Origin of the sequence: Arthrobacter sp. MPF02 (assembly GCF_046605375.1) — a bacterium.
In the GTDB taxonomy this organism is placed as follows: Bacteria; Actinomycetota; Actinomycetes; order Actinomycetales; family Micrococcaceae; genus Arthrobacter.
On the sequence record NZ_CP176772.1, the window covers coordinates 2523370 to 2546897 of the forward strand.

Below are 23528 nucleotides of genomic sequence, written 5' to 3' on the forward strand. Positions count from 1 at the left end.
TAGGCTTGCAGCCATGAATGTGTCCCACTCCCCCTCCAAAGATTCCGTCTCCGCGGCCGACGCCTTCACCACGGCCGAGGGCACCTCCGGGCTGAAGGCCGCGCGCCTCTACCTCTGCACGGATGCCCGGCGCGGCCGCGGCGACTTCGCGGAGTTCGTGGACGCGGCCTTCTCCGGCGGCGTGGATATCATCCAGCTCCGGGACAAGACCATTGAGGCAGCCGAGGAACTGGATCTTTTGGCAGTCCTCAAGGAGGCAGCGCAGCGCCACGGCCGGCTCTGGGCCGTCAACGACCGCGCCGATATCGCCGTGCTGTCCGGCGCCCCGGTGTTCCATATTGGCCAGAAGGACCTCCCGCTGCCCGCCGCGCGCACCCTGCTCAACGGCAACGCCGCCATCGGGCTTTCCAGCCACGCCCCGGACCAGGTGGATGCTGCCCTCGCCGCCGCGGCCGGACCTGCCGGGCTGGACTACTTTTGCGTGGGTCCGGTGTGGGCGACCCCCACCAAACCCGGCCGGGCCGCCGTCGGACTGGACCTGGTGAGGTATGCCGCGGAAGCAAGTACCGGGACTGACGTGCCGTGGTTCGCCATCGGCGGCATTGACCACTCGAACGTCCGGCAGGTTGCGGAGGCGGGAGCCGGGAGGATCGTGGTGGTGCGGGCCATCACCGAAGCAGAGGACCCCGCGGCTGCGGCGGCTTCCCTGCTCGACGCGCTGGATGGTGCCGGCTCCTGATGCATCCTGCGGCGGGCAACACGGCGCGTCCCTGGCCATGCCGCATGGCCTGCATATTCGGCGGTCTTCGGGCTAGGCTGATTTTCGTGTCACATCATCGGCTGGCTCCCAACGTCCATGAGCACAACAACGCCCTGGAAGAAGCGCTGGGCGCACTGCGGACAGAGCTGGAACTTCCGGGACCGTACCCGGAGACCGCGGTCCGGGATGCGGAAGCCGCGGTGGCAGCCCTGCATCTGCCGGCCTATGACCTGACGGACGTCGAATTCATCACCATCGATCCGGCGTCATCCACCGACCTGGACCAGGCACTGTTTATCGAAGCCGACGGCTCCGGCTACCACGTGCTGTACGCCATTGCCGATGTTCCCTCCTTCGTGACGCCTGGCGGGCCGCTTGATGCCGAAACGCGGCGCCGGGGCCAGACCTTCTACGCCCCCGACGGCCGGATCCCGCTGCATCCGGAGGTCATCAGCGAAGGGGCCGGCAGCCTGCTGCCGGGGCAGGACTGCTCCGCGTTCGTCTGGGACTTCCGCCTCAACGAGGGTGCCGAAGTCACCTCCGTCACCGTCCGGCGGGCCCGGATGCGCAGCCGGGAAAAGCTCAGCTACAAGGGTGCGCAGGCGGCGCTCGACGACGGCAGCGCGTCACCCGTCCTCCGGCTCCTTCGCGAGGTGGGCCTCAAACGGGTGGAACTGGAGCGCGCCCGTGACGGCGCCAGCCTGAACATGCCGGAGCAGGAGATTGTCCAGCTTCCCGACGGCGGCTACCGCATCGCCGCTGCCCCGCAGCTGCCCGTGGAGGACTGGAACGCGCAGATCTCACTCATGACCGGGATGGCTGCCGCGCAGCTTATGCTCAACGGCAAGGTGGGCATCCTCCGTACCATGCCGGCCCCGGACGAGCGCTCCCTCAACCACTTCAAGCTGCAGACCGAGGTGCTGGGCAAACCCTGGGACGGCGAGGTGAGCTATGGGGAGTACCTGCGCACCCTTGACCCCACCGAACCGCGCCAGCTGGCCATCATGCATTCGGCAGGCATGCTGTTCCGTGGGGCCAGCTACACGGCCTTCGACGGCGACGTCCCCGGGGACGCGGTGCAATCCGCTATCGGTGCCGCCTACGCCCACACCACGGCGCCGCTGCGCCGGCTGGTGGACCGCTTTGTGCTGGTGATCTGCGAGGCCTTGAGCAACGGCGGGAATGTACCCCAGTGGGCGCGCGAGGCGTTGCCGTCGCTGCCCGAGATCATGGCCGGCTCGGACCAGCTGGCGTCCAGGATGGAGCGCATGGCGCTGGACACCGTGGAAGCGGCCCTCCTGGTGAACCACATCGGCCAGGAATTCGACGCTATCGTCATCTCCGGGTCCAAGCCGCAGAAGGACAACGGGAACGGTGGAAACGGGCGTAACGTCAACGGGAAGAACGGCAACGGCAATGGCGGGTCCGGGATCATCCAGGTGGCCGAGCCCGCCGTCACTGCCCGCTGCGCAGGGGACCTGGAGTCCGGCACCAAGGTCCGGGTGCGCCTGATTTCCTCGGATATCGCCACCCGCGAGGTCCACTTCGAACTGGTGGGTTGAGGCACGCCGGAGGTGGCGTTTCCCGCCGCCGGAGGGCGAAGGCCGGGTTTTAAGGCGTGTGCGGCTAGACTGGAGGGGTAGAAATGGATGCCCGGTCGTTGATTTCCTTGAACTGAAACCAACAAGCCCGCCCCTACGCGATCTTGAGATTTGCCCGCTGGTCACCAGTGCCAGCATTTAGATAGCCCGCGATCGGCTTCCACTGGAATTGCTTGTGCGCCCGAGCGTGCTCCGGAACGGCCTTTCTATCCGGCCCGTTGAGCAGGCAGCGCCACTGCCCAAATGAATAAGGAAACTCCCTGTGAGTGAATTGCATACCCACCAGCTTCTGACGGATGAGACCGGCACCGAGACCATCGAGCCGGAAGAGACCATCATCTCCGACGAGAAGCCGCACGAAATCGCGGAGAAGTCCTTCGCCGACTACAACGTCCGCGAGGACATCGTGGACTCGCTGGCCGACGCCGGCATCACCCACCCGTTCCCCATCCAGGCCATGACCCTGCCGGTGGCCCTGACCGGGCACGACATCATTGGCCAAGCCAAGACCGGCACCGGCAAGACCCTGGGCTTCGGCATTCCTGCACTGCAGCGGGTCATCGGCCAGGACGACCCCGGATACGACAAGCTGGCGGTCCCCGGCGCGCCGCAGGCACTGGTGATCGTCCCCACCCGTGAACTCGCGGTGCAGGTGGCCAGCGACCTGGAAACCGCCTCACGCAAGCGCAATGCCCGCATCGCCACCATCTACGGCGGCCGCGCCTACGAGCCCCAGGTGGAAGCGCTGAAGCAGGGCGTCGAGGTCGTGGTGGGCACCCCCGGGCGCCTCATCGACCTCTACAAGCAGCGGCACCTTAGCCTGAAGAACGTCAAGATCGTGGTCCTTGACGAGGCCGACGAGATGCTGGACCTCGGCTTCCTGCCGGACGTCGAAACCCTCATTGCTGCCACCCCCGCCGTGCGCCAGACGCTGCTGTTCTCCGCCACCATGCCCGGCCCGGTCATCGCCATGGCCCGCCGCTACATGACCCAGCCCACCCACATCCGGGCTGCTGATCCGGACGACGAAGGCCTGACCAAGCGCGACATCCGCCAGCTGATCTACCGTGCCCACAGCATGGACAAGACCGAGGTGGTGGCCCGCATCCTGCAGGCCCGCGGGCGTGGACGCACCATCATCTTCACCAAGACCAAGCGCACTGCCGCCAAGGTGGCCGAGGAACTGGTGGACCGCGGTTTTGCGGCTGCCGCCATCCACGGCGACCTGGGCCAGGGCGCCCGCGAGCAGGCCCTCCGCGCATTCCGCAACAACAAGGTGGACGTCCTGGTGGCCACGGACGTCGCGGCCCGCGGCATCGACGTCGAGGACGTTACCCACGTCATCAACTACCAGTGCGTCGAAGACGAAAAGATCTACCTGCACCGGGTTGGCCGCACCGGCCGCGCCGGAAACAAGGGCACGGCGGTCACCTTCGTGGACTGGGACGACGTACCCCGCTGGGCGCTGATCAACAAGGCGCTGGGATTGAACGTGCCCGAGCCCGTTGAAACCTACTCCTCGTCGCCGCACCTTTACACCGACCTGGACATCCCCGAGGGCACCAAGGGCCGGCTGCCGCGCGACAAGCGCACCCTTGCCGGCGTCGACGCCGAGGTCCTCGAGGACCTGGGCGAAACCGGCAAGAAGAACAGCCGCGGCGGCGGACGGCAGGGCCGCTCCGGTTCCCGTGACGGTGCCCGCGAAGGCGGCCGCGAGGGCGGCCGCTCAGGCGAGCGCCGGCGTCGTACCTCCGGCTCTGCAGCAGCTTCCGCACCTGCCGGGGAACAGGCAGTACCGGCCGACGGCGAGCAGCCCGCACGTGCCCGCCGCACCCGCACCAGGACCCGCCGCCGCAACGGCGAAGTGGTCACCAGCACGGACAAAGGCGCGCAGCCTGGCACCAGCGAGGGCTAACTGCCCCCATGAGTGACACTGTTTGGGCGCCGGACGGCGGCAGCCTGGTGGTGCACGCGGACAACGCGGAGTACCTCCCCACGCTGCCGGACGGCGCCTTCACACTGATTTATGTTGACCCGCCCTTCAACACGGGCCGGCCCCAGCAGCGGCGGGAAACCAGGATGGTGGCCAACGCAGAGGGCAGCGGCGACCGGGTGGGCTTCAAGGGCCGTTCCTACGACACCATCAAAGGCGCCCTGCACCGCTACGACGACGCCTTCAGCGACTACTGGTCCTTCCTGGAGCCGCGGCTGGTGGAGGCGTGGCGCCTGCTAGCGGAGGACGGGACGCTGTACCTGCACCTGGACTACCGCGAGGTGCATTACGCCAAGGTGATGCTGGACGCGATCTTCGGCCGGGAATGCTTCCTGAACGAAATCATCTGGGCCTACGACTACGGGGCACGGGCGAGAAACCGGTGGCCCACCAAGCACGACAACATCCTTGTGTACGTCAAGAACCCGGCCAAGTACCACTTCGACAACGCCGAAGTGGACCGGGAACCGTACATGGCCCCCGGGCTGGTGACGCCTGCCAAGCGTGAGCTGGGCAAGCTGCCCACGGACGTCTGGTGGCACACTATCGTCTCCCCCACGGGCAAGGAAAAGACCGGCTACCCGACGCAGAAGCCGGAAGGCCTGGTCCGCCGGGTGGTGGCCGCGTCGAGCAGGCCGGGCGACTGGTGCCTGGACTTTTTCGCGGGCTCAGGAACCCTTGGCGCCGTGGCTGCGAAGCTGGGCCGGAAGTTCGTGTGCGTGGACCAGAACCAGCCTGCCGTGGACATCATGGCCCGGCGGCTGGGTGCCCACGCCACCTTCACCTCTTTCCAGCCCAACTAAGTAGCGTCAACTGCCATTTTGGGGGTCCATAACGGCAGTTGGCGCTACCTACTTGGGCGGGCGAGGGGTCAGGGGCGGACGACGGCGGCGCCGGTCCCCTGCTCCTCGATGCGGGCCAGGGTTTCCGGTGCGGTGAGGTTCTCACCCAGCAGGTTTGGTTTGCCAGTGCCGTGGTAGTCCGAGGATCCCGTGATGAGCAGGTCATGCTGGGCAGCAAGCTTGCGGAGGAAGTCCCGCCCCTCCTCCGAGTTGTCCCGGTGGTCGACCTCCAGGCCGGCCAGGCCGGCGTCGATCATCTCCCGGTAGGTCCGCTCCCCCACAATCCGGCCCCGCGATGAGGCAACGGGGTGGGCGAAGACGGGAACGCCGCCCGCGGCCCGGATCAGTTCCACTGCGGCGGCCGGGTTGGGTGCGTAGTGCGGGATGAAGTACCGCGAACGGGAGGTCAGTATGGATGCGAAGGCTTCCGACCGGTCCTCCACCACGCCGGCGGCCACGAGGGCATCGGCGATGTGCGGGCGGCCGAGGGTGGCGCCTGGAGCGACGTGGTGGATGACGTCGTCCCACGTCAGCGGATAATCCTCGGCCAGGAGTGTGACCATCCGCTCGGCCCGGGTGAGCCGGGCGTCCTTGGCCTTGGTGATTTCCTCCAGCAGGCCGGGGTGAGCGGGATCGTGCAGGTAGCTGAGGAGATGGACGCTGATGCCCTCGCTGGTCCGGCAGGAGACTTCCATGCCGGGCACCAGCGCCACGCCGAGTTCGACGGCGGCAGCGGAGGCTTCCGTCCAGCCGTCGGTTGAATCATGGTCGGTCAGTGCCACCACGTCCAGTCCCGCCCGGGCGGCGGACGCCATCACGTCCGCGGGCTTCTCCGTGCCGTCGGAAACATTGGAGTGGGCATGCAGGTCAATCCTCACTTGTCCAGACTAGTAGACCCGGGCTCCGCGCCGGTGGAAGTCCGTTCGCATCGCCGGGGTGCTGGTGAGACGATGGTCCGGTGAACGATGCCGAAAACACCTCCAACTCTGCCTCCCAGCCGCTGGAAGAGCGCGTCAACAACCGCTCGCAGCGGCCCAGTTCCGACGCTTTCAAGGCCTTCATGGCCAGCAACTGGGCACCGTCCAGCCAGGAACTGCCCGGCCGGGACGCAGTCGCCGGTTACGCCGCAACCCGGCGCAAGGCCATCTCCGCCAAGTTCAAGGGCGAACGGCTGGTTATTCCTGCCGGACCGCTGAAGGTCCGCTCCAATGACACCGACTACCGGTTCCGCCCGCACTCCGCGTTCGCGCACCTGACCGGCCTCGGCCTTGACCACGAGCCCGACGCCGCCCTCATCCTGGAGCCCGTTGAGGAAGGAAAGGGCGACGACGGCGGCCACCACCGTGCCACCCTCTACTTCCGCCCGCTGGCAGGAAGGGATACCGAGCAGTTTTATGCCGACGCCCGGTCCGGGGAGTTCTGGATTGGTGCCCGCCCCACGCTTGCCGAGTTCGAGGCGCGCCTGGGCCTGCCGACCGCGCACATCGACCAGCTGGAAACGGCCATCACCAAGAACGTGGGCGCCCCGGAGATCGGCGGCATCTCCATCCGCCTGGTCCGGAAGGTCGACGAGAACATCGATGCCCTGGTGGACACCGCGCGGTACAACACCGCCCGGGACCCCGAGAACCTCGACCTCGGCGTCCTCGATACCTTGGACGAGAAGCTTAGCGAAGCCCTGTCCGAGTTGCGCCTGCTCAAGGATGAGTGGGAAATCGAGGAGATGAAGACCGCGGTGGCCGCCACCGTCGAAGGGTTCGAAGAGGTGGTGAAGGCGCTTCCCCGCGCGCTGACCCATGTCCGCGGCGAACGGGTGGTGGAAGGTGCGTTCTTTGCCCGTGCCCGGGAGGTGGGCAACGAACTCGGCTATGACACCATTGCCGCGTCCGGCAATAACGCCACGGTGCTGCACTGGACCCGCAACACCGGCAAGATCCATGCCGGCGAACTGCTGCTGCTGGATGCCGGCGTCGAGGTCGACTCCCTGTACACCGCAGACATCACCCGTACGCTCCCGGCCAACGGAATCTTCAGCGAGGTGCAGCGCAAGGTGTACCAGGCCGTGCTGGATGCCGCAGATGCAGGGTTTGCCGCCGCGCGGCCCGGCGCCAGGTTCCGCGACATCCATACGGCAGCCACCACTGTCCTGGCCGAGCGCCTCGCCGAGTGGGGTCTTCTGCCGGTCAGCGTGGAGGAGGCCATCAGCCCCGAGGGCCAGCAGCACCGCCGCTGGATGCCCCACGGCACCAGCCACCACCTGGGCCTCGATGTCCACGACTGCGCGCAGGCCAAGCGGGAACTGTACCTGGACGGCATCCTGACCGAAGGCATGGTGTTCACCATTGAACCCGGCCTGTACTTCAAGCTTGAGGACCTCGCGATTCCGGAGGAATACCGCGGGATCGGCATCCGGATTGAGGATGATGTCCTGATGACTTCAGACGGACCGGTCAACCTCAGCGCCGCCCTGCCCCGCAAGCCCGGGGACGTGGAGGACTGGATGACCGGGATCTACGGGGAGTCGGAGGACATCCGGTAACGGCCGGGCAGCAATTACGTGGAGACGCAAAAAGCGGGGCCGCCGGAGTTGAACTCGGGCGGCCCCGCTTTTCTCATATGTCGGTTATTGCCGCGGGTCGGCCGGCCGCTGTCCGTCGGCGTTCCCGCCGGCAGGCAACTCGTCGCTGCCCGGCCGGGCGGCGTCCTGCTGCTGGTCATTGTTGCCGGGACCGGAAGCCGCACCCGGCTGACCCGGCTGGGCGGCGGGAGCCTGGGGCAACCGCACGCCGTACTGCGGCCGGCCGTCCGGCAGGTCCGGGTAGCGGACCGAACGCGCCGGTGCCGGTGCCTGCTGCCCGGACGTGCCGGCGTCGTAATCCTGCCCGCCCTGCTGCCCGCCGCCGGCAGCATAGTTGCCGTCCTGGACCGAAGACCCGGAGGACTGGCCGTAGGGATCCGTCCAGCCCGAGGGGCGGGAAGGGCCCTGGCCGGGCTGCTGGTAGGGGTGGTTCTGCTGGTAGGGCTGGTTGTAGTAGTCCCGCTGCGTGTAGGGGCCGTTGCCGGCTGCCGCATCCGAGCGGGTCATGGGCAGCTGCTGCAGGAGCCGTCGGGCCTCATGCGCGGCCTCGGGCGAGACGATGACGTCGTAAGTGGTGGCAACCACCTGGCTGGTGGACGTGAAGTCGCGCTTGCCCCGCTGCATTGCGTAGGTGACGATGCCGAAGAGCATGAAGAACGCGGCACCCATCAACACCGAGGTCATGATGGAGAAGTACCCCGGCGACGGAGCGAAGAAGGACAGCAGGACGCCTACGAACAGGCCGAACCACATGCCGCTCAGCGCCCCGGACAAAGCCACCCGGGGATAGCTCAGGCGCCCCGTAACCCGCTCCACCATCTTCAGCTCGTTCCCCACGATGGAGACCATCTGCACCGGGAACTGCTGGTCCGCAAGGTAGTCCACCGCCTTTTGGGCATCAAGGTAGGAGGTGTAGGAGCCCACGGTATCGCCGGTGGGAACGGCCCGGGATCCATCCATGCCGTTGGGACCGCCTGCCCTGGGAGCACCGAAAATGTTTGCCATACCCCCATTCTTGCCCATGACTATGTATGCTGCCTGTGAATTCAGCTAAAAGAGAGCAGACTCGGTAGCCTGTAGGGGTGAGCACAACACCTACGCGCGTCTTTGTGGCGCGCCTTCTGGGACTCGACGTTTTCGACCCCCTGGGCGACCGGCTGGGCCGGCTGCGCGATGTTGTTGTGCTGTCCCGGGGGACCCAGGGCGCCCCGCACGTGGTGGGCATCGTGGTGGAAGTACCCGGTAAAAAGCGCGTTTTCGTGCCCATGACGCGCATCACTTCGATCGACCAGACCCAGATTATCTGCACGGGCCTGGTGAACCTGCGCCGCTTCGAACAGCGCGGCGCAGAGACCCTGGTGGTCGCCGAGATGTTCGACCGCCGGGTGACCCTCCGGGACGGCAGCGGGGACGCCACCATCGAGGACATCGCCATGGACCAGCACCGCTCCGGCGACTGGTTCGTCAGCAAGCTCTTTGTCCGCCGCGGCCACTCCCTCTCCCCCCTGAGCCGGCTGCGCCGCAACGAGACCCTGATCATCGACTGGGCCGACGCCCTGCAGGGTCCCCGGACCGAACCGCAGGCGGCCACCCAGTTCGTGGCCAACCACGAGGATTTGAAACCTGCCGACTTCGCCGAGGCGCTGCAGGAAATGAGCGACAAACGCCGTTTTGAGGTCGCCAGCGAACTGCAGGACGAGCGGCTGGCCGACGTCCTCCAGGAACTCCCGGAGGACGACCAGGTGGAGATCCTCTCCGCCCTGGACCTCCAGCGTGCCGCCGATGTTTTGGAAGAGATGGACCCGGACGACGCCGCCGACCTCCTTGGCGAGCTCCCCTCAGCCCAGGCCGAGGAACTCCTCCAGCTGATGGAACCGGAAGGGGCAGAGGACGTCCGGCGGCTCCTGGAATATGACGAGGACACCGCCGGCGGCCTGATGACGCCTGTTCCGGTGATCCTGCCGCCGGAAGCAACGGTGGCGGAAGCACTGGCCCACGTACGCCGGGAGGAGCTCTCCCCGGCCCTCGCTTCCGCGATCTTCATCGCCCGCCCGCCGCTGGAAACCCCCACCGGGCGCTTCCTGGGCGTTGTCCACATCCAGCAGCTCCTCCGGTTCCCGCCGTTCGAACCGCTGGGGAACCTCGTGGACAAGAATCTGGAGCCGCTCTCCGACCAGGCCCATATCAGCGAGGTGGCGCGGACCCTCGCCACGTACAACCTGAACTCCCTTCCGGTGGTCAATGACACCGGCCGGCTTGTGGGGGCGGTGACTGTTGATGACGTCCTGGACCATCTGTTGCCGGATGACTGGCGCGCCCACGATGGCGAAGCCCCGATAAGAAAGCTCGGTGGCCGGATTGGCTGACAACACTGCTCCCAAGAACCCCGGCCAGCGCAGCCAGGGCAAGGCAGCGCCCAAGGGAAGCCTCGACACTCCCCTGAGCGGGCGCCAGCGGATCCTGCCCAAGCTTTCCCCGGACCCGGACGCTTTCGGCCACGCCACCGAGGGCTTTGCCCGCTTCATGGGCACCCCGCAGTTCCTGCTCTACATGACCGTGTTCTGTATCTTCTGGTTGAGCTGGAACACGTGGGCACCGGCAGAATGGCAGTTCGATTCCAAGGACCTCGGCTTCACCCTGCTGACCCTGATGCTGTCCCTGCAGGCCTCGTACGCGGCGCCGCTGCTGCTTCTGGCCCAGAACCGGCAGGACGACCGGGACCGCGTGTCGCTGCAGCAGGACCGGCAGCGCGCCGAGCGCAACCTGTCTGATACCGAGTACCTGACCCGCGAGCTGGCTTCGCTTCGGATCGCACTGCGCGAGGTTGCCACCCGCGATTACGTCCGGGCCGAGCTGCGGTCGCTGCTGGAGGACCTGCTCGAAGCCCAGGAAGAGCTGCGGATCCATGACCAGTCCGGTCCGGGCAGCCATGAGTCCCCGCGGGACAAGGTCAAGGACAAGCTGCGTGAACAGCGTGACCGGCAGCGGAATCCCAGGACGCAGCAGATTCCAAGGGTCAAGCCGGGGCATTCCGCCCAGGACCGATAACAGTACTTTCCCGAAAGCAGTCCCGCCCTCATGAGTTCCCCCATGGATCCGAATCCTGCCCGCCATCCTGCCCTGGCGGAGGCCGTCAACGACGCCCTCGCCACCGTCATCGATCCTGAGCTGCGGCGCCCCATCACGGAACTGGGCATGGTGGAATCGGTCCAGGTGTCCGACGACGGCAAGGTCACCCTGGCCGTGCTCCTCACCATCGCCGGGTGCCCGCTGCGGGACACCATCAGCGCCGATTCGGAAAGGGTACTGTCCGCGGTACCGGGCGTCACGGCCGTCGAGGTGGACCTGAAGGTGATGAACCAGGAACAGCGCGACACCCTGAAGGAGAAGCTCCGTGGCGCCGGCGGGCGGCGCGGTATCCCGTTCAACCAGCCTGATTCGCTAACCAAGGTCTACGCCGTGGCCAGCGGCAAGGGTGGGGTGGGCAAGTCCTCCGTCACGGTCAACCTTGCCTGCGCCCTGGCTGCCCAGGGCCTCCGGGTAGGGATCGTTGATGCCGACGTGTACGGCTTTTCCGTGCCCGCCCTGATGGGCATCACGCAGGCCCCCACCAGGGTGGACGACATGATCCTGCCACCCGTGGCCTACGGCGTGAAGGTGATCTCCATCGGAATGTTCGTCAGCGGCAACCAGCCGGTGGCATGGCGCGGGCCGATGCTGCACCGGGCTCTGGAGCAGTTCCTCACGGACGTCTACTTCGGCGACCTCGACGCCCTCTTCCTTGACCTTCCGCCGGGCACCGGAGACATCGCCATCTCGGTGGCCCAGCTGCTGCCGAAGGCCGAGATCCTTGTGGTGACCACGCCCCAGGCCGCCGCCGCTGACGTGGCCGAGCGGGCAGGAGCGATTGCCACCCAAACGGGCCAGAAGGTGGCGGGCGTCATCGAGAACATGTCCTACCTGGAAATGCCCGACGGCGGCAGGATGGAACTGTTTGGAAGCGGCGGCGGGGCGGTGCTGACCGAGAGGCTGACAGCCACCGTGGGTACCGATGTGCCGCTGCTGGGGCAGATCCCGCTGGACATCCAGCTCCGTGAGGGCGGGGACACCGGGGTTCCGATCGTGGTGGGCCAGGCCGGCACTCCTGCGGCCGCCGCGCTATCAGGTATCGCGGGCAAGCTCGCAGCGGCGCCGCGGGGCCTTGCCGGGATGAAGCTAGGCCTCCAGCCGCGCTGACAGTCCCGCCGGCTGTCCTTCAGGCCGGACTAGGTGGCTTCCGTGTCGTACGGGGCGGCTTCACCGGGCGGCAGCGTCTGCACGATGCGCCGGGGGCGTGCTGGTGCGGATTCCACGGCGGCGACGGCGGCAGTGCCTGCGACGGCGGCCACTGCTGCCGGCGCACCGGCACTGACCGGCTTGGAATCGTCGTCGAGCAGTGCTTCCTTGATGATGCGCCGGGGATCGTACTGGCGGGGATCGTACTTCTTCCAGTCGACATCGTCGATGTCGATCCCTACTTCTTCCTTAATCTGCTCGCGGGCGCCGGACGCCATCCGGCGGACTTCCTTCACCAGGTTCGCGAGTTTCTGGGTGTATTCGGGCAGCCTTTGGGGACCAATCACCAGGACGCCAATGATCAGCAGAAGGAAGAACTCCGGGCCGTTGATTCCAAACACTTTAGGAAGATTACCCTCTACAAGCTGCCACTGACGATTTACGCCGTGCCTTCCCGGTAACGGCCGTCATCACCGGCTAAAAAGGGCAACAATGTTGTTGATGCCGCGCTGCAGCCGGGTGCCCAGGGACTCACCGTTTTCGTCGGGGGCGCCGGCCGTCCCTGCGGCAAGCCCGGCCGCGGACTGGTTGCCCAGGCGCTGCAGGATGGGCAGGGCGTCGTCGGCACGGTCGGCGGGCAGGTTGGATTCGTACGTGAACGTCCTGTCCTGCGACCGGTACGTGGCTGTCCAGGGCGAGGTGCCGCCGATCTGCATCGTCCCGTTCGTGCCGGCCGCACCCGGTACGGAAGCCCCGGGACCGGTGGCACGCTGTTCGGTCACCGTGGCGTAGTACGCTCCGTCCGAGAGCTGCAGCGAAACCGCCGGCTGGCCGTCAATGACCACCGCTTTGGCGGACTCCAGGCGGAAACCCATCGCCTTAAGTTCAGGACATGCCCACCCCTCGGCCCGCAGCATGCCCAGCTGCTCCTCCGACAAGGTCCGGCCGTCCGCGGGGGTCTGGGCGGACACCTGGGACAGCGCCGCGGACGTTGCTGTCCCTGCCGGGGTGAGGGGATCGCCCGCGGCTGCAAACGCTCCGGCAGCGAGCACACCCGCAGCTGCCATGGTGCCGCCGGCCGTCACAGCCAGCGCGCGGACGGCCGTCCGAGGTGCGCTTGACCGGACGGCGGCCGGCTGGGCCTGCGCTGCAAGCACGGAGGTCCGGGCCAGCAGCCGGGCCGTCAGGTCATCGCTGGCCGGCGGGATCGGGGCGTCCCGGAGACGCTCCAGGTACTGGCGTTCCCGGCGCACCTCGGCCGCGCATTCAGGGCATGTCGAAAGATGGCCGGGCGTCCGCTGGTGCCTGCCGCCAAGGGGAAAAGGGGGCCTCATACGCCGATCAGAGGATGCCTGCGATGCGCGGCATGGACAGTTTGCGCCTCGACTGCTGCGGACGCGGGTCCCTGTGAGCCAGTTTTTCGCGGAGCATGGTGCGGCCGCGGTGGATACGCGAGCGGACAGTCCCGAGCTTGACACCCAGTGCTTCCGCCACCTCGTCGTATGACAGCCCCTCAAGGTCGCACAGCACAACGGCGGCCCGGAAGTCCGGCGGAAGCTCCTCCAGCGCGGCCTGGACATCCAGGTCCAGGTTGTTCAGCTCGAAGCTCTGTTCCGGGCCGGGTTCACGGCCCGGCAGGCGCGATTCGGCGTCCTCGGCCAGGGCGTCGAAGCGGATACGGGTCTTGCGCCGGGCCTGGTCAAGGAACAGGTTGGTGGTGATGCGGTGCAGCCAGCCGTCCAGCGTTCCCGGCTTGAAGTTCTCCAACGACCGGAACACGCGGACGAATACCTCCTGGGTGAGGTCTTCGGCGTCGAACTTGTTACCGGTCAGGCGGAAGGCGAGCCGGTAGACTTTTGCGGAGTGGTTGGTGACCACTTCTTCCCAAGTAGGACGGACCCACTCGGCATCGGGTTGGTTTGTTGCAGGGACAGGTGCCACAACTGAAGATGACATCGTCCACTCCCCTCGTGAAATGCTAACGCCCGGATACTGTTGACATCTCTGGTTCGGCGCCGATCACCCGGTGGATGAGCGGACAATTATCATTTCAAACTTGGCTGGGAATTTCCTGACTGCCGAAAAGTTCAGCCGTGGGCGCAACGGCCCTCCTCGGCGGCCGGTTTGTCCGGAACCAGTAGGCTGTAGGAGACATTCCCCCCTTACGCCCAGAAAGCGAAAATTCATGAGCGCCGACAAGTCCATCAGCTGGTCCTATGCAGAAGATCTGCCCGCTGAGGATGAGGTCATGCTTCGGGCCCGTGAGCGTTCCTTCGAACTCGGTGTCACCCCCATCGGACCGGGCGTGGGCGCGGTCCTCACGGTCCTGGCTGCGGCGTCAAAGGCGCAGACCGCCGTTGAAATCGGAACGGGCGCAGGCGTGTCCGGCGTGTGCCTCCTGCGCGGCCTCGGCCCGCAGGCCGTCCTCACCACCATCGACGTGGACGTTGAACACCTCCGGGCCGCGCGCGAGGCCTTTTCCGAGGCCGGCAGCCCGGCCAACCGCACCCGTACTATTTCCGGCCGCGCCGGCGACGTCCTGCCGCGGCTCACGGATGCCGCCTACGACCTGGTGTTCATCGACGCTGACAAAACGGGCCTGCCCGGCTACGTGGAGCAGGCCATCCGGCTCCTGAAGCGCGGCGGCCTGCTGGTCATCAATGACGCGCTGGACAAGGACAAAGTGGCCAACCCGGCAGGACGTGAGGCCACTACCGTGATCCTTCGCCAGATTGGCAAGGCCATTCGCGACGACGACCGGCTGGCTTCGGCGATGCTGCCCACCGGGGACGGCCTGCTGGTGGCCGTCAAGAAGTAGCGCGGCGGCCGCGGAGCACCAGAGACAGGACAGGGCCCGCAGCCTGGAGCTGCGGACCCTGTCCTGCACAATTATTCGGTAACGCCTACAAGGCATTCCTTCAGGTTTGCTGCTTCGGCAGCGTTCAGTTCGACCACAAGGCGCCCGCCGCCTTCGAGCGGGACGCGCATGATCAGGCTGCGGCCCTCCTTGGTGACTTCCATAGGGCCGTCGCCGGTGCGTGGTTTCATCGCCGCCATGAGGAATTCCCCCTCCAATTTGTCCAGGACTGATCAGCCCGGGCGGGCTGTGTCCGCATGTCGATCAAGCCGCTATGGCGGGCTGTTTCCACCGCCAAGGCTGCGCGTATTCTGAATGCTTTTTGTCCTTGCTTACTTATCATTATCGCGGAATTACCCGTACGTAGCTAATCGATGGACATTTTCGCCTGGCCGGTATTTCCGCTTTGACCTGCGTGGAAGCTGGCCAAACTACGGCGGGTAATCTCCGCCGCCGGGCAATTGCGCCCAGGCCCACAACCAGACAATCCATACGACCTGGAGCAGCAGGAACATGGTCACCACCGTGCCCCGGTAGGCCCTCGACCTGGAGAGCAGAACGGCGCCCAGGGCCAACGGGAACAGCGGCAGAAGCATGCGGAAGGTGCTGGTTTGCGGATGCAGGAACGCCACCAGGTAGCCCATGTAGCACGCGCACCACAGGCGGAGTTCGACGCCGAGCCGCACTACGGGCGGCACGAACAGCATTGCGCCGAACAGCGCGACGAAAACGAACGGCGCCAGTGGCCCCAGTACCGGCCCAAAAAGGTCGACGCCGGCATCGAACCATGGCTTGAACGGCACCAGGTCATGTCCCCGCCACACGGTTTCAGTCTTGGTATAGGCCTGGAAGTCCCCGGTTGCCGCCCACGCCGCCACGGGCCACGCCAGGGCGGACATGCCTGCCACGGCGGTGAGCCCGGTCAGTGCGGCGAGGTCCCGAACCGAATGCGTGCCTGCGTCCTGCCCGGTTTCCTGGCCAGTACCGCGGAAACGTTCCACGAGCCTGCCAACCAGGATGAGCCCGAGCATCAGGGCGAAAGGAACGCCGACTGGCCGCGACAGGCACAGCAGCGCCACCACCGGGAGGGCCCACATGTACTGGCGGCGGACCACCAACAGCAGCGCGGCGGCAAGCAGCAACAGGGAGAGTGACTCCGCATATGGAACCTGCAGCACTGCGGAGACCGGGAAGGTGGAAAAGAAGGCAACGCCCCACAGCGCGGGTGCGTGCGGCGCTTTCTGCCGGAAGAGTGCGTAGACCAGCAGCGCCGCCCCCCAGCCGGCCAGCATGGCGATGATGGTCAGCGACGCTGCACCGTTTAATCCGGTGATACTGCTGAGGCCCGCGGCAAGGGAGGGATACAGGGGGTAAAACGCCCACGCGTTCTCCTGCACGTTGCCGGCAGCATCGGTGGGGAGGACTGAGGGGTAGCCGTTGGCGATGATTTCCCCGTACCAGCGGGCATCCCAGATGTTGATGAAGTTCCAGTAGTCGGGCTTGGCGGGAAACCAGGGATTGGGGCCCTGGTGCAGGGCGGCGGCCATGAAGATGCAGGCGCTGATCAGCCGGGCCGCGATGTAAATGGCCGAAACCTGTGCCCACCAGGGCCACACGCGCATCACCGCACCGGCTCTCGCCGCCGCTGCCTGCGCCGACGAGGAGAACCCGGTCCGGCGCCGCGCAACGGTGCTCACCGGATGCCTTTCCCGGGCGCTTCTTCGCCCAGGACCGGCACCCCGGCGGATTCGTCGTCGGACTTCCCCGCGTGGTTCCCCGCGGACTGTTCCTCAAGCGCATGCAGCCGGGCACGCAGCTCTTCCACCTCCTGCTGCCTGGCAGCGAGTTGGTCCCTCAGGTCGTCCAGGACCTGGTCCACCTGGTCCATCCGGTAGCCCCGGAGGCCGAGGGAGAAGCGCACCCGGTCCACATCCCCGGGACCGGCGTCGGCCGGCAAGAGCACGGGGGGAAGGTTTGCCGGCGGCTGTTCGAACCCGCCGTCAAGCAGTACGGGCAACGGATTCCCCGTACTCCTTGCCCGGCGGCCGAAGCTGGCCCAGACAACAGCCCCAACCAGCGCGATGGCGAGGAAAACCAGAAAGAAGCTCACGGTTCCATCGTGCCAGACGCAGGGACGCCCCTACTCGGGCCGCTGTTCGCCGTTCGGGGTTGGAGTGATGGGCACGTTCAGTACGCGGTTGACCGCCTCCGCGGGATCGTCCACGAGCTGGATCAAGTCGAGGTCCTTTTCCGAAACCATTCCCTCAGCCACCAGGGTTCCGCGGATCCAGTCGATCATGGGTCCCCAGAATTCAACGCCGAGCAGCACGATGGGGAACGAGGTCACCTTCCGGGTCTGCACCAGGACCATCGCCTCGAACAGCTCGTCCAGGGTTCCCAGGCCGCCGGGCAGCACAATGAATCCCTGGGCGTACTTCACGAACATCGTCTTACGGGCAAAGAAGTACCGGAAGTTGATGCCCAGGTCCACCCACTGGTTCAACCCCTGTTCAAAGGGAAGCTCGATGCCCAGCCCCACGGACACCCCGTTGCCTTCGACGGTGCCGCGGTTGGCAGCCTCCATCGAGCCCGGTCCCCCGCCGGTGATGACCGCGACGCCGGCCTCCGCCAGTTTCCGGCCCACCTCCACGCCCATCTCGTAGTAGGCGCTGCCGGGCTTGGTGCGGGCGGAACCGAAGACACTGACGGCTTTGCCGATGTCCGCCAGTGCGCCGAAGCCCTCCACGAATTCACTTTGGATCCTAAGGACCCGCCAGGGATCGGTGTGGACAAACTGCCCGGGGCCTTTCGTATCAAGCAGATGCTGGTCGGACATTTCCACCGCCGCCTGCTTGCGGCGCAGTTCAAGGGGCCCCTTGCGGCGCGGCTGGGAATTCTTGGCCGGATCTACGTTGATGCTCATTCCCCTAGGCTAACCTCCCGCGGCAGGTATCTCTTGAATCACGATCCACGTGAACTTGGGGTGATTCCCGTCATAGCAACCCGCAGTTCGCTAGATTCTTCCTATGACTACTACTGCGCCCGGCGATACCCTCGTCTCCCTGAAGGCCGTGAACAAGCATTACGGCCAGCTGCACGTTTTGAAGGACATCAATCTGCAGGTCCGCAAGGGCGAGGTTGTTGTGGTCATCGGGCCGTCCGGTTCCGGCAAGTCCACTCTGTGCCGCGCCATCAACCGCCTCGAAACCATCGAAAGCGGGACCATCAGCATCGACGGGAAGGTGCTCCCGGAGGAAGGCAAGGAACTCGCCCAGCTCCGCGCCGACGTCGGAATGGTCTTCCAGTCGTTCAACCTCTTCGCACACAAAACCATCCTGGAGAACGTCACGCTCGGCCCCATCAAGGTCAAGGGCGTCAACAAGGCCACCGCGGACAAGGACGCCATGGCCCTTTTGGAACGGGTTGGCGTCGGCCACCAGGCACCCAAGCTGCCGGCCCAGCTCTCCGGCGGCCAGCAGCAGCGCGTCGCCATTGCCCGCGCCCTGGCAATGAAGCCGAAGGTCATGCTATTCGACGAGCCCACCTCGGCGCTGGACCCGGAAATGATCAACGAGGTCCTGGACGTCATGGTCCAGCTTGCCAAGGAAGGCATGACCATGATCGTGGTGACGCACGAAATGGGCTTCGCCCGCAAGGCCGCGGACCGCGTGGTCTTCATGGCGGACGGGCAGATTGTTGAAGATGCCACTCCGGAGGAATTCTTCACCAACCCCAAGAGCAGCCGGGCCAAGGACTTCCTGTCCAAGCTCCTCACCCACTGACGCACCCGCGTCACCGATTTACCGAACAACCACACTCAGTTCGCACCCAGGCCGTAACCGCGGCCATCAATGAAAGGAATGTCATGAAGGCATTTATGACCCGGCGGAAGTCATTCTTCGTGGCGGCTACCGCTGCCCTCGCCCTGTCCCTGAGCGCCTGTGGCGGCGGCGGAGCCGGCACCACCAGCGACCCCACCGTGGCCGAAAAGCCGACGTTCGCCGCCGGCACCACCATGGAAAAGCTCTCCACTGCCGGCACCATCCGCATCGGCACCAAGTTCGACCAGCCGCTGTTCGGCCAGGTGGGCCTGGACGGCAAGCCCGTTGGTTTCGACGTCGAGATCGGCAAGCTGATCGCCGCCAAGCTCGGCATCCCCGCGGACAAGATCGAATGGTCCGAGACCGTCTCCGCCAACCGCGAGCCGTTCATTGAGCAGGGCAAGGTTGACCTGGTCATCGCCACCTACACCATCAACGACAAGCGCAAGCAGGTTGTCAGCTTCGCCGGACCGTACTACGAAGCCGGCCAGGCCCTGATGGTCAACAAGGACAACGACACCATCAAGACCCCCGAGGACGTCAGGGGCAAGAAGGTCTGCTCAGTCACCGGCTCCACCCCGGCTGCCACTATCGTGGACAAGTACGGTGCCGAGCTTGTTCCGGCTGCCACGTACTCCGCCTGCCTGGAGCCGCTGCGCAACAAGCAGGTCGAGGCCGTCACCACCGATAACGTGATCCTCGCCGGTTTCGTGGATAAAGAGCCCGACGCTTTCAAGCTCGCATCGGACGAGACCTTCACCAAGGAGCCGTACGGCATCGGCCTGAAGAAGGACGACACCGAGTTCCGCAACTGGATCAATGACCAGCTGGAGGCGTTCGAAGAGGACGGGTCCTACAAGAAGGCCTGGGAAGCCACCGCAGGTGCAGTCATCAAGACCGCTCCCGAACTCCCCGAGATCGACCGCTACTAAGCCGGTCCTGAGGTGCCGGGGCCGGTCCGCCGGTCCCGGCACCTTTCCGCCTTCACTTCCGTCCACTCCCACAGCCGAAGGATCCTATGGACGTCATCATTGAAAACCTGCCGTTGTATTGGGAAGGTTTTCTCCGCACCCTATTCCTGTCAGCCGTCTCCGGGATCATCGCGCTGGTGCTCGGCACTCTCCTGGCGGCAGCCAGGGTTTCTCCGGTGGCAGCACTGCGCGGATTCAGTACCGTATACGTCGAGGTCCTGCGGAACACCCCGCTGACCATCGCTTTCTTCTTTGCCGCCATCGTCCTCCCCCGCATCGGGGTCAGGTTCGAGCAGTTCGAAATCGCCGCCATCATCGCCCTGAGCACCTACACCGCCGCGTTCATCGCCGAAGCTGTGCGCTCCGGGGTAAACAGCGTTCCCGTTGGCCAGGCGGAGGCCGCCCGAAGCATCGGCATGAAGTTCGGTCAGGTGCTTTCCCTCATCATCCTGCCCCAGGCCCTGCGGACGGTGATCCCGCCGCTGATCAACATCCTGATCGCCCTGGTGAAAAACTCCTCGGTTGCGGGCGCGTTCTTTGTCCTTGAACTGTTCGGCTACGGCCGCCAGCTGGCCAACGCCAACGGTGACGCCGTCATCGCAGTCCTGCTGGGCACCGCATTCTTCTATCTGCTCCTCACCGTTCCGCTGGGCATCCTGGCCAGCACGGTGGAACGAAAGGTGGCGATTGCCCGATGAGCTCCGTCCTTTACGACGTTCCCGGGCCCAAGGCCCGCCGTATTTCCCTGATCGGCTCGATCGTCGGGTCACTGCTGATCCTGGGCCTGCTGGCATGGATCATCATGACCCTCGCCCAGCAGGGCATTTTCGAGGCCCGCCGCTGGCAGATCTTCACCCGGGCTGATGTGTGGACACTCCTGGGCAACGGCCTCTGGGCAACCCTGAGCGCGGCCGCCCTCGCGGCTGTCATCGCGTTCCCCCTGGGCCTGGTTCTCTGCCTGCTGCGCATTGCGGACGCAGCCTGGATCCGTGTCCCTGTCCGCGTTCTGCTGGAGTTCCTCCGCGGGATGCCCGTGGTCCTGATGATGCTGTTCGTGTTGCTCGGCTTCGGCACCTCGCCGTTTATCGCCGTAGTCACCGGCCTGGTGCTCTACAACGCAGCAGTGTTCGCCGAGATCATCCGGGCCGGCGTCCAGTCGCTCCCCCGCGGACAGCGTGAAGCGGGCCTGGCCATCGGCCTGACGAGCTTCAAATCGCGCATGCTGATCGAACTGCCGCAGGCCATCCGCCGCATGATGCCGTCGCTGGTGGCGCAGATGGTGGTGCTGCTGAAGGACACCTCGCTCGGCTACATCGTCGCGTACGGCGAACTCCTGCGCGCGGTGCAGGTGATGGCGGACTTCCTGGGCACCCAGTTCCTGTTCCCCATCTTCTTCGTGGCCGCCGCGATCTACATCGCCATCAATATCCTCGTCTCCAGGCTTGCAGTCTGGATTGAGCGGCGCGGTTCGAAGAAGGCGGCCGGCGGCGTTGCCAAGCCCGAGCCGGAGGCAGCAGAAGCGCCTGTCCCCTGATAGACCGCTTTAACCACGGCGGCCCGGACCTTCCTGGTCCGGGCCGCCGTCGTTAACGCATGGGCTTTGGGGTCACCCCGCCAGCCACTGCCGCAGCGCGGCAAAGCACTTCCGGACCGCATCGGCATGGACGTGCTCGTTGTCCTTGTGTGCCAGCAGCGCATCGCCCGGCCCGAAGTTGACAGCAGGGATGCCCAGCTCGCTGAAACGCGCGACGTCGGTCCAGCCGTACTTCGGCTTGGGCTCAGCCCCGACGGCGGCAACGAAGGACGCGGCGGCCGGGTGCTGCAGCCCGGGCCGGGCACCGGCGGCAGCGTCCGTGCGTACCACCTCGAAGCCCTCGAGCAGTTCACGGACCACGGCTTCCGCCTGGTCCGGCGTTTTGTCCGGGGCGAAACGGTAGTTGATCTCCACCACGCAGCGGTCCGGGATGACATTGCCCGCGGTACCGCCGTTGATTTTGACGGCGTTGAGGCTCTCCCGGTAATCCAGGCCGTCCACGGTGACGGTCTGCGGCTGGTAGGCAGCCAGCCGGGCCAGGATGGGTGCTGCCGCGTGAATGGCGTTGCTGCCCATCCACGCCCGGGCGGAGTGCGCCGCCTCGCCGAGTGTGGTTGCCTCAAAACGGCTGGTCCCGTTGCACCCGCCCTCCACTGTGCCGTCCGTGGGTTCCAGCAGGATGGCGAAATCGCCTTGCAGCAGGTGCCCGTGGTTGCGCACCAGCCGGCCCAGGCCGCTCTTTACGGCTTCCACTTCCTCGTGGTCGTAAAAGACGAAGGTGACGTCCCTCTTTGGCTGCGCGCCGCCGTCGAACATTGTTGCCGCCAGCGCAAGCTGCACCGCAACGCCGCCCTTCATATCCGTGGCACCGCGGCCGTAGAGGATGCCTTCCCCCGGCACACCTGTGTCCCAGGTGGACGGCACCGTTCCCCTGGAACCTGCCGTAAGCGGCAGCGGGACCGTGTCCAGGTGCCCTGCCAAAATGACGCGTTCAGCATGACCCAGTTCCGTCCGGGCGATAATGGCGTCACCGTCCCGGAGCACGGTCAGCCGGGAAATCCCCCGCAAGGCAGCTTCGACGGCGTCGGCCAGTTCCTTTTCGTTACCGGACACACTGTTGATGTCCAGGAGCGCAGCCGTCAGCAGCGCCACGTCCTGCCTTAGGTCAAGGGCGGGGATGGACGTTGCGGGAGCGGTTTCGGCAGTCACGAAGCCAGTCTAGTTCGAACCCGGCGCCCGCCCCTCGATAGACTGGGGCACATGACTGAGACCGCTTCTTCTGCCGTGCCCGAAACCTTCAGCGCCACCCCCGACGACCGCTCCGCCTTTGGCTTTGGCGTAGCAACAATCGCCACGATCAACGGCGAGGCTACCGTCCTGGACGTCTGGTATCCCACCCCTGCACTGGGCGTTGCCGCCGAGAACCTGCGTTCGGTGGAGAACGCCGACGAGGCCCTCGTCCGGATCGCAGAGAACGGCACCGACGAGGACCGCGGCACCGAGCAGAAGGTGGTGTTCGCCCAGATCAACCTCGACGAAGCCCCGGCAGACACCGCTGACGCCTACCTCCGGCTGCACCTGCTCTCGCACCGCCTGGTCCGGCCCAACACGATCAACCTGGACGGCATTTTCGGCAAGCTGCCCAACGTCGTCTGGACCAACTTCGGGCCTGCTGCCGTCGAAGGCTTCGAAATCACCCGCGCCAAACTGCGCCGGCGCGGTCCGGTCACCGTCTACGGCATCGACAAGTTCCCGCGCATGGTGGACTACGTTGTCCCCGCCGGCGTCCGGATCGCCGACGCCGACCGCGTCCGCCTGGGTGCCCATCTTGCAGCCGGCACCACCGTCATGCACGAGGGCTTCGTCAACTTCAACGCCGGCACCCTGGGCACCTCCATGGTGGAAGGCCGGATTTCGGCGGGCGTCGTCGCCGGTGACGGCAGCGACGTCGGCGGCGGCGCATCCATCATGGGTACACTCTCGGGCGGCGGCAAGGAAAAGATCACGATCGGTGAGCGCGTCCTGCTTGGTGCGAACTCCGGCGTCGGCATCAGCATCGGCGACGATTCCGTCGTGGAGGCCGGCCTCTACGTCACCGCGGGCACCCGCGTGCGCGTCCCCGGCCCCAAGGACGAGGTGGGCGAGGACACCACCAAGATCGTCAAGGCAGCCGAGCTTTCCGGCGTTCCCAACCTGCTGTTCCGCCGCAACTCCACCACGGGCGTTGTGGAGGTCCTTCCGCGCAAGGGCCAGACCGTGGAACTGAACGACGCCCTGCACGCCAACTAACCGGCCG

General features: G+C 66.1%; 24 protein-coding genes. 14 read left to right on the top strand and 10 right to left on the bottom strand.

The window, feature by feature from the left end; all coding sequences use genetic code 11:
- The first annotated feature begins 13 nt into the window (after positions 1-13).
- From thiE to ACLH0K_RS11845, 4 genes are all read left to right on the top strand, one after another.
- Complete coding sequence (gene thiE / locus ACLH0K_RS11830) at positions 14-739, top strand: thiamine phosphate synthase (RefSeq protein ID WP_411373794.1); 726 nt, start codon at positions 14-16, stop codon at positions 737-739.
- 86 nt (positions 740-825) lie between these two features.
- A complete protein-coding gene (locus ACLH0K_RS11835) occupies positions 826-2322 on the top strand; it encodes an RNB domain-containing ribonuclease (RefSeq protein ID WP_411373795.1) in 1497 nt (498 codons plus the stop codon).
- Between the two features lie 301 nt (positions 2323-2623).
- Positions 2624-4276 carry a DEAD/DEAH box helicase gene (locus ACLH0K_RS11840; protein ID WP_411373796.1) on the top strand — a complete coding sequence of 551 codons (1653 nt, stop codon included), beginning with the start codon at positions 2624-2626 and terminating at the stop codon, positions 4274-4276.
- Between the two features lie 8 nt (positions 4277-4284).
- On the top strand, positions 4285-5157 hold the full coding sequence (locus ACLH0K_RS11845; protein WP_411373797.1) for a DNA-methyltransferase: 873 nt from the start codon (positions 4285-4287) through the stop codon (positions 5155-5157).
- 68 nt (positions 5158-5225) lie between these two features.
- On the opposite strand, the gene ACLH0K_RS11850 is transcribed toward ACLH0K_RS11845, so the two are convergent.
- Positions 5226-6074: a PHP domain-containing protein gene (locus tag ACLH0K_RS11850; RefSeq protein ID WP_411373798.1), complete on the bottom strand. Its 849-nt coding sequence runs from the start codon at positions 6072-6074 to the stop codon at positions 5226-5228.
- 80 nt (positions 6075-6154) lie between these two features.
- Here ACLH0K_RS11850 and ACLH0K_RS11855 point away from each other — a divergent pair, with 80 nt between their 5' ends.
- Positions 6155-7735, top strand: coding sequence for an aminopeptidase P family protein (locus tag ACLH0K_RS11855; protein ID WP_411373799.1), 1581 nt, complete (start codon positions 6155-6157; stop codon positions 7733-7735).
- 84 nt (positions 7736-7819) lie between these two features.
- Here the strand turns inward: ACLH0K_RS11855 and ACLH0K_RS11860 are convergent, their stop codons facing one another.
- Positions 7820-8779 carry a general stress protein gene (locus ACLH0K_RS11860; RefSeq protein WP_411373800.1) on the bottom strand — a complete coding sequence of 320 codons (960 nt, stop codon included), beginning with the start codon at positions 8777-8779 and terminating at the stop codon, positions 7820-7822.
- A 77-nt stretch (positions 8780-8856) separates the two neighbouring features.
- Between ACLH0K_RS11860 and ACLH0K_RS11865 the strand changes: the two genes are divergently transcribed.
- The 3 genes from ACLH0K_RS11865 to ACLH0K_RS11875 are packed head-to-tail and all read left to right on the top strand — an operon-like array spanning position 8857 to position 12010.
- The gene (locus tag ACLH0K_RS11865; RefSeq protein WP_411373801.1) at positions 8857-10140 is read left to right on the top strand and encodes a magnesium transporter MgtE N-terminal domain-containing protein; all 1284 of its coding nucleotides are present in this window, start codon (positions 8857-8859) and stop codon (positions 10138-10140) included.
- Entirely contained in the window at positions 10124-10822 is a 699-nt protein-coding gene (locus tag ACLH0K_RS11870; RefSeq protein ID WP_411373802.1) for a DUF1003 domain-containing protein, read from the top strand. The genes ACLH0K_RS11865 and ACLH0K_RS11870 overlap by 17 nt, the downstream gene beginning before the upstream one ends.
- 42 nt (positions 10823-10864) lie before the next feature.
- Positions 10865-12010, top strand: a complete 1146-nt coding sequence (locus ACLH0K_RS11875) for an Mrp/NBP35 family ATP-binding protein (protein ID WP_411373803.1) — start codon at positions 10865-10867, stop codon at positions 12008-12010.
- Between the two features lie 29 nt (positions 12011-12039).
- Here ACLH0K_RS11875 and ACLH0K_RS11880 read toward each other — a convergent pair whose 3' ends face one another.
- From ACLH0K_RS11880 to sigE, 3 genes are all read right to left on the bottom strand, one after another.
- Complete coding sequence (locus ACLH0K_RS11880) at positions 12040-12450, bottom strand: Sec-independent protein translocase TatB (protein ID WP_411373804.1); 411 nt, start codon at positions 12448-12450, stop codon at positions 12040-12042.
- Between the two features lie 69 nt (positions 12451-12519).
- Positions 12520-13383, bottom strand: a complete 864-nt coding sequence (locus tag ACLH0K_RS11885; RefSeq protein WP_411373805.1) for an anti-sigma factor family protein — start codon at positions 13381-13383, stop codon at positions 12520-12522.
- A gap of 7 nt (positions 13384-13390) precedes the next feature.
- Positions 13391-14005: an RNA polymerase sigma factor SigE gene (gene sigE / locus ACLH0K_RS11890; RefSeq protein ID WP_411373806.1), complete on the bottom strand. Its 615-nt coding sequence runs from the start codon at positions 14003-14005 to the stop codon at positions 13391-13393.
- 229 nt (positions 14006-14234) lie between these two features.
- Between sigE and ACLH0K_RS11895 the strand changes: the two genes are divergently transcribed.
- Positions 14235-14867, top strand: coding sequence for an O-methyltransferase (locus tag ACLH0K_RS11895; RefSeq protein WP_411373807.1), 633 nt, complete (start codon positions 14235-14237; stop codon positions 14865-14867).
- A 71-nt stretch (positions 14868-14938) separates the two neighbouring features.
- On the opposite strand, the gene ACLH0K_RS11900 is transcribed toward ACLH0K_RS11895, so the two are convergent.
- From ACLH0K_RS11900 to ACLH0K_RS11915, 4 genes are all read right to left on the bottom strand, one after another.
- Positions 14939-15106, bottom strand: coding sequence for a DUF3117 domain-containing protein (locus ACLH0K_RS11900; protein WP_009357720.1), 168 nt, complete (start codon positions 15104-15106; stop codon positions 14939-14941).
- Positions 15107-15337: 231 nt separating this feature from the next.
- Positions 15338-16603 carry a hypothetical protein gene (locus tag ACLH0K_RS11905; protein WP_411373808.1) on the bottom strand — a complete coding sequence of 422 codons (1266 nt, stop codon included), beginning with the start codon at positions 16601-16603 and terminating at the stop codon, positions 15338-15340.
- Positions 16600-17016 (bottom strand): DivIVA domain-containing protein, encoded by a 417-nt coding sequence (locus tag ACLH0K_RS11910; protein ID WP_411373809.1) that lies wholly within the window; start codon positions 17014-17016, stop codon positions 16600-16602. Before ACLH0K_RS11910 ends, ACLH0K_RS11905 begins: the two co-directional genes overlap by 4 nt.
- Before the next feature lie 30 nt (positions 17017-17046).
- Positions 17047-17829 carry a TIGR00730 family Rossman fold protein gene (locus tag ACLH0K_RS11915; RefSeq protein WP_411373810.1) on the bottom strand — a complete coding sequence of 261 codons (783 nt, stop codon included), beginning with the start codon at positions 17827-17829 and terminating at the stop codon, positions 17047-17049.
- 103 nt (positions 17830-17932) lie between these two features.
- Between ACLH0K_RS11915 and ACLH0K_RS11920 the strand changes: the two genes are divergently transcribed.
- The 4 genes from ACLH0K_RS11920 (at position 17933) to ACLH0K_RS11935 (ending at position 21232) form a co-directional block, all read left to right on the top strand.
- On the top strand, positions 17933-18688 hold the full coding sequence (locus tag ACLH0K_RS11920; protein WP_411373811.1) for an amino acid ABC transporter ATP-binding protein: 756 nt from the start codon (positions 17933-17935) through the stop codon (positions 18686-18688).
- An 83-nt stretch (positions 18689-18771) separates the two neighbouring features.
- Positions 18772-19659, top strand: coding sequence for a glutamate ABC transporter substrate-binding protein (locus ACLH0K_RS11925; RefSeq protein WP_411373812.1), 888 nt, complete (start codon positions 18772-18774; stop codon positions 19657-19659).
- An 86-nt stretch (positions 19660-19745) separates the two neighbouring features.
- Positions 19746-20396 carry an amino acid ABC transporter permease gene (locus ACLH0K_RS11930; RefSeq protein ID WP_411373813.1) on the top strand — a complete coding sequence of 217 codons (651 nt, stop codon included), beginning with the start codon at positions 19746-19748 and terminating at the stop codon, positions 20394-20396.
- Positions 20393-21232, top strand: a complete 840-nt coding sequence (locus tag ACLH0K_RS11935) for an amino acid ABC transporter permease (RefSeq protein ID WP_411373814.1) — start codon at positions 20393-20395, stop codon at positions 21230-21232. Before ACLH0K_RS11930 ends, ACLH0K_RS11935 begins: the two co-directional genes overlap by 4 nt.
- A gap of 72 nt (positions 21233-21304) precedes the next feature.
- On the opposite strand, the gene dapE is transcribed toward ACLH0K_RS11935, so the two are convergent.
- Positions 21305-22441, bottom strand: coding sequence for a succinyl-diaminopimelate desuccinylase (dapE, locus tag ACLH0K_RS11940; RefSeq protein ID WP_411373815.1), 1137 nt, complete (start codon positions 22439-22441; stop codon positions 21305-21307).
- Positions 22442-22492: 51 nt separating this feature from the next.
- On the opposite strand from dapE, the gene dapD reads away from it, so the two are divergent.
- Entirely contained in the window at positions 22493-23521 is a 1029-nt protein-coding gene (gene dapD / locus ACLH0K_RS11945) for a 2,3,4,5-tetrahydropyridine-2,6-dicarboxylate N-succinyltransferase (RefSeq protein ID WP_411373816.1), read from the top strand.
- The last annotated feature ends 7 nt before the right edge of the window (positions 23522-23528 follow it).

What these genes read in the sequence shown, in the direction of transcription:
- thiE (WP_411373794.1), top strand. Translation starts at nt 14, where the DNA reads ATGAATGTGTCCCACTCCCCCTCCAAAGATTCCGTCTCCGCGGCCGAC.
- ACLH0K_RS11845 (WP_411373797.1), top strand. Translation starts at nt 4,285, where the DNA reads ATGAGTGACACTGTTTGGGCGCCGGACGGCGGCAGCCTGGTGGTGCAC.
- ACLH0K_RS11860 (WP_411373800.1), bottom strand. Translation starts at nt 8,779, where the DNA reads ATGGCAAACATTTTCGGTGCTCCCAGGGCAGGCGGTCCCAACGGCATG.
- ACLH0K_RS11875 (WP_411373803.1), top strand. Translation starts at nt 10,865, where the DNA reads ATGGATCCGAATCCTGCCCGCCATCCTGCCCTGGCGGAGGCCGTCAAC.
- ACLH0K_RS11885 (WP_411373805.1), bottom strand. Translation starts at nt 13,383, where the DNA reads ATGAGGCCCCCTTTTCCCCTTGGCGGCAGGCACCAGCGGACGCCCGGC.
- sigE (WP_411373806.1), bottom strand. Translation starts at nt 14,005, where the DNA reads ATGTCATCTTCAGTTGTGGCACCTGTCCCTGCAACAAACCAACCCGAT.
- ACLH0K_RS11895 (WP_411373807.1), top strand. Translation starts at nt 14,235, where the DNA reads ATGAGCGCCGACAAGTCCATCAGCTGGTCCTATGCAGAAGATCTGCCC.
- ACLH0K_RS11900 (WP_009357720.1), bottom strand. Translation starts at nt 15,106, where the DNA reads ATGGCGGCGATGAAACCACGCACCGGCGACGGCCCTATGGAAGTCACC.
- ACLH0K_RS11915 (WP_411373810.1), bottom strand. Translation starts at nt 17,829, where the DNA reads ATGAGCATCAACGTAGATCCGGCCAAGAATTCCCAGCCGCGCCGCAAG.
- ACLH0K_RS11920 (WP_411373811.1), top strand. Translation starts at nt 17,933, where the DNA reads ATGACTACTACTGCGCCCGGCGATACCCTCGTCTCCCTGAAGGCCGTG.
- ACLH0K_RS11925 (WP_411373812.1), top strand. Translation starts at nt 18,772, where the DNA reads ATGAAGGCATTTATGACCCGGCGGAAGTCATTCTTCGTGGCGGCTACC.
- ACLH0K_RS11930 (WP_411373813.1), top strand. Translation starts at nt 19,746, where the DNA reads ATGGACGTCATCATTGAAAACCTGCCGTTGTATTGGGAAGGTTTTCTC.
- ACLH0K_RS11935 (WP_411373814.1), top strand. Translation starts at nt 20,393, where the DNA reads ATGAGCTCCGTCCTTTACGACGTTCCCGGGCCCAAGGCCCGCCGTATT.
- dapD (WP_411373816.1), top strand. Translation starts at nt 22,493, where the DNA reads ATGACTGAGACCGCTTCTTCTGCCGTGCCCGAAACCTTCAGCGCCACC.